A 10,525-nucleotide genomic window follows, 5' to 3' on the forward strand; every position below is an offset into this window, starting at 1 on the left:
CCGTTCTCCCCCATGAAAGGCAACCCATCATGACCACGCAGAGCATCCGCCATACCCGGACCATGACCCATGCCGCCAAGGTCGGCGGCGCGGCGGCCGCCGTGCTCGCCCTCCTGACCGTCAACGCCTGCAGCGCCGCCGAGACCGGCGGGACGTCCAAGACCGTCAACCTGCACACGCCGTCCTGGGTGGGCGCCGAGGTCAACACGGCGGTCGCGGCCTACCTGCTGGAGCACGAGCTCGACTACAAGGTCAGCACCCGGCAGATGGACGAGACCCCGGCCTGGGACGCGATGAGCCAGGGCAAGATCGACGCGATCCTGGAGGACTGGGGCCACCCCCAGGAGGAGAAGCGCTACGTCGAGGGCAACAAGAGCGTCGTCTCCGCCGGCGAGCTCGGTGTGACGGGCCACATCGGCTGGTTCGTCCCGAAGTACGTCGCGGACGAGCACCCGGACATCACGGACGCCAAGAACCTCAACAAGTACGCCGACCTCCTCAAGACGCCCGAGAGCGGTGCGCAGGGCCAGTTCATCAAGGGCGACCCGTCCTACGTCTCCCACGACAACGCCCTGATCGAGAACCTCGGTCTGAACTACAAGCCGATCGAGGCCGGCGCCGAGGCCACCCATCTGGCACAGCTGGAGCAGCTGTACAAGAACAAGAAGCCCTTCCTCACCTACTGGTGGACCCCCCAGTGGATGAACGCGACCATGGACCTGGTCGAGGTGAAGCTGCCGCCGTACAAGGAGGGCTGCGACACCGACAAGAAGGCCGTCGCCTGCGCCTACCCGGACGTTCCGCTGAAGAAGTGGATGAACGCCGACTTCGCGAAGGAGGACAGCGAGGCGGCACGGTTCCTGAAGAACTTCCGCTGGACGACCGAGCAGCAGAACCTCGTCGCCAAGTACGTCGCCGCCGACAAGATGACCCCGGAGCAGGCGGCCGAGAAGTGGGTCAAGGAGAACGAGGCCACCTGGAAGGCATGGATGCCGAAGAAGTAACCGGCCCGTCGCGGAGCACACCCTCCCGCGGTCCCGCGGTCCCGTGGCCGCCGTCTCGTCGCTCGTCCCCACGAGTCACGACGATCGACGGTGGCCGCGCCCGTTCCCGGGCCGGCCGCACACGGAACGCGCGCCGTGCCGGGTCCTGTCGTCGAAGTCCCGCCTGGCCCGCGGCGCCACTTCGACGACAGGACCCGGCGAGCGATCGGCCCGTCCGCACCCCTGCCCGTCCGCACCCTCGCCCGTCGGTACCTGCCGCAGCGTCTCGGCGCACTCCTCGGGCTGCTGGGAGTTCGTGCTGCGGCTTCGCCGCTCCATGGCCCTGGACTTCGCGGGCCCCGTGGACGTCGACCACTGGCGCCAGGCCGCGGGGAACGCGGTGCGCCGACGCGCCGAGGCCGCCGCCTGCGTCCTGGGCCGCTGCCTCCACTTCGGCGAGGAGGAGTTCGGCGAGTGGTACGAGACGGTCCTCACGACCCACCGTGCCCTCATCACGGACCCGGCCGGCCCGTGGCGCACGCTTCCCTCGACCTCAAGGATCCCGCCTCACGGGACGCGCCAGACGTTGGCGAAGGCGGCGTTCTCGATGGACCGCCGTTGCTGTACGGCCGCGAGCTCCGTCACCGCGTCGTTGACGACGGCCAGGACGGCCGTCACCGCCTCGTCCGGGAGACCGGGCCCGGGCCGATCCCCGCCGTCGGCTCCGGCACCGCCACCGCCACTGGCCACGGCGCCCCCGATACCGACGGCGGCGCCGAGGGCGGCCAGGACGGGCTCGCCCTCCTCCCACCGCCCGCGGGCCCGGCGCCGGACGGGCGTGTCGGCCGGCTCCAGCCGGTGGCTTCCGAAGGGCAGCAGGCCGCGGCGCCCCCGTGTCAGCTGACCGGCCTCCTCCAGCGCGGCCTGGTACGTCGCCGACAGGTCCCGCCCGCGGCGCCACAGCCAGTCCTCGATCCCCTCGTACGGCACCTGCCGGGCGAGGGCCGCCGCCTCGGCCAGGAGGGGGTCGTGCGGCCCGGTCCCGGTGCCCGGCACGACACGGTCGCCGTCCAGGGCCGCGGCCTCCGCTCCGAGGAGGTCGATCAGCTCGGCACCCGCGAGGGCCAGCGACAGGTCTCCCTGTCCGACGGGGCGGTCGGGCTCCTGGTCCATGGCGATGATGAACAGGTCCTTGGCCGTACTCATGAGGCCTCCCCAGCGTGGTCGGCGGAAGGCAGCTCCGCCCGTCGTCTTCCCGTGGTGACACCAACGCCCACCACGCCGTCCGCGTTCCCGGCTCCGCCCGATCCAGGCAGGTGTGGGGGTGTGACGGGAACCACTTGCCCCTCCTGCCCCTCCTCCCGGGGACTCGGCGACCGCCGCGGCGAGGCAGCGGCGAGGCAGCGGCGAGGCAGCGGCGCTGGAGGCTTGGGCCCCCGACGCCGGACGTCACCCCAGGACGAATGGCATCAGACCCGGGTGAACTCCTCGGCCCGTGGACGCCGTTACAGTAGCGACGGCGCCAGTCGGTTCGACCGCAAGGGGGCGGGAACCGCACGAAGGAGGCTTTGCATGCTCGAATGGAAGCAGATCCACTCCGGCATCCGTCCCGTGCCCGCTCCGGCCGCGACGTCGAGGATCTGGGCCGTCGCGGCCACCACCGCCTTCGCCCTGGTCGCCGTGTTCAACTTCCTCGACGGACAGGGGGACCCCACGCTCGACCTGGTCGCGATCTCCGTCACCGTGGCACTGGTCAGCACGGGAGCTCGCCTCACCGCGGCGCCCGGTACCGCGTTGCTGTGCTGGCTCGTGCTCAACGCCTTCGCCACCGCCCCCATGGGTGCGCTCACCTGGGAGGCCCCGTACGACCTGGGCCGGATCGTCTGCCTCCTCGCGGCCGCGGGCACGGGCACCGTTCTCTCCCGGCTCGCCCGCGCCCGGTCCGCGTACCACCGCCTGACGCCCTGACGCCCTGAGGTGCGTCAGGCCCGGCGCCCGTGGCGTCCCCGCCCCGCCGGTCGGGACGCCCGGCCAGGGTGACCGCTCGCAGGACCCATTCCACCGGGCCGTAGCGGTGACGGGCCAGCCACCAGTGGCCGAAGGCCAGTTGGACGGCGAACAGGAGGAGGGCCGTCAGTGCGACGTACGGGGGCGCCAGCCGGCCCAGGGTGGTCGGCCGTCGGCCGGTTGTGTCGGGGGCGCTGTTGCGGGTCCGGTGGTCATGGCCGGGCCCCTTCGGTCTCCACGGTGGTCAGGAACCGTGCCTGGTCGGCCAGGAATCCTTCGGCGAACAGGGCTCTGGGCGCGCACAGCGCGGTCAGCGTCAGGCGCGGCGAGGAGTCCTCCAGGGCGCGTCTGACCAGTGCGTGGGTGGCGTCGGGGTAGTGGGCGACGCGCAGCGCCGGCCCCGGCAGCAGGCGGCGGTACGCGGCCTCGGTCTCGGCGGTGTCCACGTTGACGTCGTGTCCGGCGAGCACCAGGAGGACGGGGATGCCGCGCAGGGCGGGCAGGTCCGCGCTCGCGTCGGCGGTGTGGTTCTTGGTGACGAACCGCCAGCGGGCGGCGGTCATGCCGTCCGGGTCGCCGAGGGCGTGGACGTACTCCTCGTAGGAGGCGCCGCGTCCGAGGAGTTCCAGGCCGGTCTCGCGGCGGCGCAGGGCGGTCGCGACCTCCTCGTCGGAGGCGCCGTCCCGGCGGAGCTCGGCGAGGAGGTTGTAGCGGCCCTGCCGGTGCCAGTTGACGGCGGGCGAGACGGCGATGACGAACCGGATGCGGCGGTCCTGGGCGGCGATCCCGGGCAGGACCCAGCCGGCCTGGCTGGCGCCCCACAGGCCGATCCTGGCGCCGTCGACGTCCGGGCGCCCGCGGGCCCAGGCGATCGCGTCGGCGGCCTCGGCGGCCCGGTCGTCCATGCTCTGGTCGAGCCAGTCGCCCGGCGCACCGCCGACGCCCGGCTTGTTCCAGGACAGCGAGGCGTACCCGGAGCGGGCGAAGGCCTCCCACATCGGACGGTAGAAGGTGTCGTGGGTGGCGTCCACCGGGCCGTCCCCGTGCACGAACACCACCAGCGGGAACGGCCCCTTCCCCCGCACGGGCAGGGCCAGCACGCCGTGCAGGGTGCGCCCTGCCTGACGTATCACCACCGGTTCCTCGCGCAGCTCGTAGGTGTTCTGCCACACCACCAGCCCGCCCAGCCCGGCCGCCACGACCACCACCGCGGCCAGCACCGCGAGCGCGGCGCGCACCCTTCGACGGCGACGGCCACGGCGACCGAGCGTGCGTGCCGTACGCGTGTCCTTCATCCGACCCCCATAAAACTATCGTTTCATAAACGCTCGTTCCGCATTCGACCGTACTATGTTCATTCGGAGAACGCGAGGAGGAGTGTCATGGGAGCAAACGTGGCCATCGGGCGCGGCGTGCCGCGGGGCGCCGAGGAGCGGGTCGCGGAGCTGTACTGGGAGGCCTTCGGCCGCAAGCTCGGCGTCGCGCTGGGGCCGCCCGAGCAGGGCCGCGCCTTCATCGCCGGCCACCTCCACCACGACCGCGCCGCCGTCGCCCGCGTCCCCGGCGGCGACCGCGTCGTGGGCGTGGCCGGCTACCGACTCGACGGACGCGCCCTGACCGGCGGCGGCGTGCGCGACGTGCTCCGCGCCTACGGGCTCCTGCGGGGCCTGCCCCGGCTCGCCGCACTGGCGCTGCTCGAACGCACGCCGACGCCGGGCGAGCTGGTCATGGACGGCATCGCCGTCGACCCCGCACACCGCGGCGCGGGCATCGGGAGCCTCCTGCTGACGGAGATCGCGGCCGTCGCGGCCGGACACGGCTGCTCCCGGGTCCGCCTGGACGTCATCGACGTCAACCCCAGGGCCCGCGCCCTGTACGAGCGGCACGGCTTCCGCGCCGTACGGACCGAGCAGACCCCGTACCTCAGGGGCCTCATGGGCTTCGGCGCGGTGACTACGATGCACCGAGCCGTCACGGCACACCCCGGAACCACCTCGGAGCAGCAGCGATGACCAGCCGACCCGCGGCAGAACCCGCCTCCCCCGGCATCGGGACCCGGACTCTGGTGTTCGCCCTCGTCCGCGAGGACGGCACCGTCGACGCCGGCGAGCTGTACTCCGTCGCCGAAGCCCTCGGCATGACCGATCAGCAGGTCCGGCTCTGCCTCAAACGGCTCGTCACCGAAGGGCGGTTCACCCAGGAGGGCCGCGGCCGCAGGGCCCGCCTGCTCGCCACCGCCGACGCGACGGGCGCCGTCGCGCCGGACGCCGAGTACGTCCGGCACGCCTACCGGCAGGACCGGGGACTCGCCCCCTGGGACGGCACCTGGCACCTGTTCGCCTTCGCCGTTCCCGAGACCGCCCGGCAGTCCCGCGACGCGCTGCGCGACACCCTCCTCCATCTCGGCGCCGCCCCGCTCCAGGGCGGCCTGTACGTCGCCGCGAACGCGATCGGGGACATCGTGGAGACGCACGCCCGCCACCTCGGCGTCCTGCCCTCCCTCACCCGCCTCACCAGCCGTGACCTCAGGGTCGGCGAGGAGCGGGACCCGGCGCGGCTGGCCGCCCTGCTGTGGCCGCTCGACTCGATCGCCGAACGGTACGAGGCACTCGCCGCCCTCGCCGAGGACCGCGCGGCCCGCCTGTCCCCCGCCGGCCGTCCCACCGACGTCGAAAGGCTGACGTACGCCATCGAGCTCGCGGCGGCCTTCACCACCGCCATGGAGCCCGACCCCCTGCTGCCTCCCGAGCTGCTGCCCCGGCCCTGGCCCGGCAGCCGCGCCCGCGCCCTGGCCGCCCGGTGCTGGGAAGCCCTGGGCGCAGACGGCCGGGTCACCGGCAGCCTGCGCCTCTTCCGCCTCTACGACGAGGCCCTCACCACCCCCTGAGGGATGTCGACCGGGACCGCCGGTCGGAGCTCGGGCGAGCCGTGACAGGCCACGTGGAGCAGCGACGGCGCGGCCACGAGGACAGACCTGCTCGCCGAGCACGGCCCGGTCCCGGCCGGCCTCGACGACAGCCCCCGCGCCGGAGCCGGACCCGGCTCCGCGAGGCGCTCGGCCGGCACGGCAGCGTCCAGGCCGTGGCGCCGCACCTCCGCTCGGTGCGCGCGCTTCTTCCGCAGGGCCGCGGTGGCGGGCGGGAACCCCGGGGTGACCGGCGGCGTCACGGGACGCGTCCACCGGTACCCCCGAAACCGAGCCCGGGCCGGTACCCCTGCGGGCAGGGCCCTGACCTGCGCAGACGGCTGCGGGGGAAGCGGCGGAGGTGGGTCGGTGCGCGCCGCTCCCCGCTGCCGACGGGCCGGAGAGGTTAGAAGATGGATTATGAGCGTCTTCCTGGGACATCTGCGGCGTGTGCTGCCCGGTTCGGCCAAGCGCTCCTCCGCAGGCTCCGCAGGTCCCCACTCGGAAGACCGTCAAGCGGCCCAGGAGCCCGCCCAGCCCCGGGCGGGCGGGGTCCGGCGGCCGCAGCGGCTGTCCTCGCTGCTGAGCGCGCGCAGCGTGGCCGGCGAGGTGTTCCTCCTCCAGCTCGTCGTCGTGGTGCTGCTCGTCGCCGCCGCGGTGGTGGCGCTCGTCGTGCAGGCCCGCAGTGACGCCATGCTGGATGCCCGGCACCGCACGCTCGCCGCCGCCGGCACGTTCGCCGAATCCCCCGGGATCGTCGCCGCCCTGCGCAGTCCCCATCCGAGCGCGGTGCTCCAGCCGAGCGCCCAGGCGGCCGGGAAGATCGCCGGGGTGGACGGCATCAACGTCTACACGCTCGACGGACTCACGATCGCCCACAGCGACCCGCGCCAGATCGGCAAGCACGTGGTCGGCCCGTTCTCCAAGGCCGCGGCCGGCAACTCCTTCACCGAGACGTTCGAGGGGTCCCTGGGACAGTCCGTGGTGTCGGCGGTACCGGTCAAGGACTCCGAGGGCCAGGTGATCGCCGTCGTGGCCTCCCCGGTCACCGTCCAGAACGTGCAGAGCATGGTGAACCGGCAGCTGCCGGTCGTCATCGGTACGGCGGCCCTGGTGCTCGCCCTGTCGGCGGGCGGCACGGCTCTGGTGAGCCGCCGGCTGCTGCGCCGGACCCACGGCCTGGGGCCGGCGGAGATGACGAGGATGTACGAGCACCACGACGCCGTGCTGCACGCGGTCCGGGAGGGCGTGCTGATCGTCGGTGGTGGCGGGCGCCTGCTGCTGGCCAACGACGAGGCGCGGCGGCTGCTGGACCTGCCTGCGGACGCGGAGGGGCGCCCCGTCACCGAGCTGGGCCTGGAGGAGGAGATCGCCGCGTCGATCGCCTCGGGCCGTTCCGCGACCGACGAGCTGCACGTGGCGGCCGATCGGCTGCTGGCGGTCAACATCCGGCCCACGGCCCCCTTCGGGCAGGCGGGGACCGTGGTCACCCTGCGCGACACCACCGAGCTGCGGGCGCTCTCCGGGCGGGCCGAGGTGGCCCACGAGCGGCTGAAGCTGCTCTACGACGCGGGGGTGCGCATCGGTACGACGCTGGACGTGAGCCGCACCGCCGGGGAGCTGGCGGAGGTGGCGGTCCCGAGGTTCGCCGACATCGCCTCGGTCGACCTGCTGGACCCGGTGCTGCACGGCGACGAGCCGCCCGAGCCGGGCACCGAGATGCGCCGCACCGCCGTCGTCGCCGCTCAGGAGCCGCATCCCCTCTACGAGGTCGGCGAGCTGATCCGGTTCGTCCCGACCAGCCCCATGGCGATCGGAGTGGCCGGCGAGCACGCGGTGCGGGTGGAGGACCTGCGGGCCACCCGGGAGTGGATGGCCCAGGACCCGGCCCGGTCCCGGCGCATGCTGGAGCAGGGCGTCCACTCGGTGATCGCCGTCCCGCTGAGCGCCCGCGGCGTGCTGCTGGGTATGGCGGGCTTCTGGCGGATGGAGCCCTCGCCGGCCTTCGAGGAGGAGGACGTGTCCTTCGCCGAGGAGCTGACCGCCCGGGCGGCGCTGTCCATCGACAACGCCCGCCGCTTCACCCGCGAGCACACCATGGCGGTCACGCTGCAGCGCAGCCTGCTGCCCCGGGGCGTACCGGACCAGTCCGCGGTCGAGGTCGCCCACCGCTACCTGCCCGCGCAGGCGGGGGTGGGCGGGGACTGGTTCGACGTGATCCCGCTGCCCGGCGCCCGGGTCGCGCTGGTGGTCGGGGATGTCGTCGGGCACGGTCTGCACGCCGCCGCCACCATGGGCCGGCTGCGCACCGCGATGCACAACTTCTCCACGCTCGACCTGCCCGCCGACGAGCTCCTGAGCCATCTGGACGAGCTGGTCGCCCACATCGACACCGACGAGGGCGCCGGTGAGCAGGAGTGGCAGGGGCTCACCGGCGCCACCTGCCTGTGCGCCGTCTACGACTCCGTCTCGGGGCAGGTGACCGCCGCGACCGCGGGCCACCCGGGCCTGGCCGTCGTCCACCCCGACGGCACGGTGTCGTTCCCCGAACTGCCGGTCTCGCCGCCGCTGGGCCTCGGCGCCGGCATGCCCATGGAGACCGCGTCGCTGACCGTTCCCGAGGGCGCCCAGCTGGTGCTGTTCACCGACGGGCTGCTGGAGAGCCGCGACCGCGACGTCGACGCGGGTCTGTCGGCGCTGGGCGCCGCCCTGGCCGGGCCGGCCGGGTCGCCGGAGGAGACCTGCGCCGCGGTGATCGACGCGATGCTGCCCAGCGGGCAGAGCGACGACATCGCGCTGCTGGTGGCCCGCACGCGTCGGCTGGATCCCGGTCGGATCGCCGAGTGGGAGGTGGCGTCCGATCCGGCGGCGGTGTCCCCGGTGCGCAACGCCTGTGCCCGCCGGCTGGCGGAATGGGGACTGGAGGACATCGCCTTCACCACGGAACTCATCCTGAGCGAGCTGATCACCAACGCCGTCCGCTACGGGACGCAGCCCATCCGGGTGAGGCTGCTGTACGACCGCAGTCTGGTCTGCGAGGTGTCCGACGGGTCCAGCACCTCCCCGCACCTGCGCCGGGCCGAGGCCACCGACGAGGGAGGACGGGGCCTGTTCCTCGTCGCCCAGTTCGCCGAGCGGTGGGGCACCCGCTACACCGCCCGCGGCAAGATCATCTGGAGTGAGCAGGCCCTCCACGCCGAGCCCTCGGCGGCCGGGGAGGACCTGGGGGCGGCGCTGCTCGCCGCCTGGGACGACGAGGCGTTCTGAGTCCGCGCCGGTGGGTCGGCCGGAGGACAGGTGGTGGGCGCGCCCCGCCGGGACGGCGTTGTCGCGGCTGCCGCACGTAGGCTGGCATCGGATCAGTATGTGCCGCCCGTTATGGAGCCTTCGTGCCCGCACCTCGTCTCCGGACAGCCGCCGTCGCCGGCCTCACCCTCGCCGCGGGGCTCCTCGGCGCCTGCGGAGACAAGCCCCCCGCCGCACCCAGACCGCCCGCGGTGGCCACGTCCGCGGCGGACGCGGGCGGTCTGGCGGCGCTGACCGCCGCGGCCAGGAAGGAGGGGGCGCTCAATACCATCGCGCTGCCGAGGGACTGGGCGGGTTACGGCGCGCTGATCGACGGCTTCGAGAAGAAGTACGGGATCGAGGTCACGGTGGAGAACCCGGACGGCACCAGCCAGGACGAGGTCGACGCCCTCAAGGAACACCGGCGCGACGGCAGCGCCCCCGACGTGATCGACGTGGGCGGCACCTTCGCGCCGGCCGCCGCCCGGCAGAACCTGCTCGCTCCGTACGAGGTCGTCCCCTACGACCACATCCCCAAGGACCAGAAGGACCCGCGGGCCCGCTGGTACAACAACTACGGCGGCTACGTCTCGATCGGCTGCGACGCACGCCGCGTCACGACCTGTCCGTCGACTTTCGCCGATCTGCGCAAGCCCGAGTACAAGGGCCAGGTCTCCCTCAACGGCGACCCGACACAGTCGGGCTCCGCCTTCGCCGGGGTGTACGCGGCGGCCCTGGCGAACGGGGGCTCCTTCGACGACATCCGGCCCGGTGTCGAATTCTTCGCCGACCTCAGCGAGAGCGGCAACTTCATCCCCGTCGAATCGACCCCGGCCACGATCGAGAAGGGGCAGACCCCGATCAGTATCGACTGGGACTTCCTCAACCTCGGGTACGCCGAGGAGTTCCGCAGGAAGGGCGCGGACGTGGACTGGCGGACCGCGATCCCCTTCGACGGGAGTTTCGCCCAGTACTACGCGCAGGGGATCAACAAGAACGCCCCCCACCCGGCCGCGGCGCGGCTGTGGCAGGAGTACCTGTTCAGCCCGGAGGGCCAGAACCTCCGGCTCGCGGCCTACGCGCGCCCCGTCCTCATGAAGTGGATGGAGGAGAACGGCACCCTCGACGAGACCGCGGCGGAGAAGCTCCCGACGGTCGAGGGCACCCCCAGGTTCCCGACGGAGGCGCAGCAGGAGAAGGCGGCGAGGACCGTCGACCACAGCTGGGCGAGGGCCGTCTCGCCGGGCACCCCCTAGTGTCCCGAGTCTCGGAAGAGGTGCATATCTAGGGTTTGGGGTTCGGCAGGCGGTTCAGGTAGCCGGCGAGGCGTTCGAAGATCTCGTCG

General features: G+C 73.2%; 8 protein-coding genes and 1 pseudogene. 6 read left to right on the top strand and 3 right to left on the bottom strand.

Translation table 11 applies throughout. From position 1 onward, the window contains the following. Positions 1–29: 29 nt before the first annotated feature. Positions 30–1,004, top strand: coding sequence for an ABC transporter substrate-binding protein (locus tag ACIPXC_RS32825; RefSeq protein WP_401625520.1), 975 nt, complete (start codon positions 30–32; stop codon positions 1,002–1,004). A gap of 546 nt (positions 1,005–1,550) precedes the next feature. Here the strand turns inward: ACIPXC_RS32825 and ACIPXC_RS32830 are convergent. Further along, on the bottom strand, positions 1,551–2,189 hold the full coding sequence (locus ACIPXC_RS32830; protein ID WP_401625523.1) for a GPP34 family phosphoprotein: 639 nt from the start codon (positions 2,187–2,189) through the stop codon (positions 1,551–1,553). 366 nt (positions 2,190–2,555) lie between these two features. On the opposite strand from ACIPXC_RS32830, the gene ACIPXC_RS32835 reads away from it, so the two are divergent. Further along, entirely contained in the window at positions 2,556–2,951 is a 396-nt protein-coding gene (locus ACIPXC_RS32835) for a hypothetical protein (protein ID WP_401625525.1), read from the top strand. A gap of 76 nt (positions 2,952–3,027) precedes the next feature. Here the strand turns inward: ACIPXC_RS32835 and ACIPXC_RS32840 are convergent. Together ACIPXC_RS32840 and ACIPXC_RS32845 are read right to left on the bottom strand one after the other, a co-directional pair. Further along, positions 3,028–3,150 (bottom strand): annotated as a pseudogene (locus ACIPXC_RS32840) (DUF418 domain-containing protein); the annotation flags it as partial. 52 nt (positions 3,151–3,202) lie between these two features. After that, on the bottom strand, positions 3,203–4,285 hold the full coding sequence (locus ACIPXC_RS32845) for an alpha/beta hydrolase family protein (protein ID WP_401625528.1): 1,083 nt from the start codon (positions 4,283–4,285) through the stop codon (positions 3,203–3,205). Between the two features lie 87 nt (positions 4,286–4,372). Between ACIPXC_RS32845 and ACIPXC_RS32850 the strand changes: the two genes are divergently transcribed. The 4 genes from ACIPXC_RS32850 to ACIPXC_RS32865 all read left to right on the top strand — a co-directional run bounded on the left by ACIPXC_RS32850 (position 4,373) and on the right by ACIPXC_RS32865 (position 10,436). Then, positions 4,373–5,002, top strand: coding sequence for a GNAT family N-acetyltransferase (locus tag ACIPXC_RS32850; protein WP_401625531.1), 630 nt, complete (start codon positions 4,373–4,375; stop codon positions 5,000–5,002). After that, positions 4,999–5,877: a PaaX family transcriptional regulator C-terminal domain-containing protein gene (locus ACIPXC_RS32855; protein ID WP_401625533.1), complete on the top strand. Its 879-nt coding sequence runs from the start codon at positions 4,999–5,001 to the stop codon at positions 5,875–5,877. The genes ACIPXC_RS32850 and ACIPXC_RS32855 overlap by 4 nt, the downstream gene beginning before the upstream one ends. Before the next feature lie 438 nt (positions 5,878–6,315). Next, complete coding sequence (locus tag ACIPXC_RS32860; protein WP_401625536.1) at positions 6,316–9,162, top strand: SpoIIE family protein phosphatase; 2,847 nt, start codon at positions 6,316–6,318, stop codon at positions 9,160–9,162. Positions 9,163–9,284: 122 nt separating this feature from the next. Then, positions 9,285–10,436 (top strand): ABC transporter substrate-binding protein, encoded by a 1,152-nt coding sequence (locus ACIPXC_RS32865; RefSeq protein WP_401625539.1) that lies wholly within the window; start codon positions 9,285–9,287, stop codon positions 10,434–10,436. Positions 10,437–10,525: the final 89 nt, after the last annotated feature.

It is taken from the genome of Streptomyces sp. NPDC090021 (assembly GCF_044748225.1).
In the GTDB taxonomy this organism is placed as follows: Bacteria; Actinomycetota; Actinomycetes; order Streptomycetales; family Streptomycetaceae; genus Streptomyces.

Bases quoted from the DNA above. Each gene is read 5' to 3' on its own strand.
- ACIPXC_RS32860 (WP_401625536.1), top strand. From the start codon at position 6,316: ATGAGCGTCTTCCTGGGACATCTGCGGCGTGTGCTGCCCGGTTCGGCC.
- ACIPXC_RS32835 (WP_401625525.1), top strand. From the start codon at position 2,556: ATGCTCGAATGGAAGCAGATCCACTCCGGCATCCGTCCCGTGCCCGCT.
- ACIPXC_RS32855 (WP_401625533.1), top strand. From the start codon at position 4,999: ATGACCAGCCGACCCGCGGCAGAACCCGCCTCCCCCGGCATCGGGACC.
- ACIPXC_RS32850 (WP_401625531.1), top strand. From the start codon at position 4,373: ATGGGAGCAAACGTGGCCATCGGGCGCGGCGTGCCGCGGGGCGCCGAG.
- ACIPXC_RS32830 (WP_401625523.1), bottom strand. From the start codon at position 2,189: ATGAGTACGGCCAAGGACCTGTTCATCATCGCCATGGACCAGGAGCCC.
- ACIPXC_RS32825 (WP_401625520.1), top strand. From the start codon at position 30: ATGACCACGCAGAGCATCCGCCATACCCGGACCATGACCCATGCCGCC.
- ACIPXC_RS32845 (WP_401625528.1), bottom strand. From the start codon at position 4,285: ATGAAGGACACGCGTACGGCACGCACGCTCGGTCGCCGTGGCCGTCGC.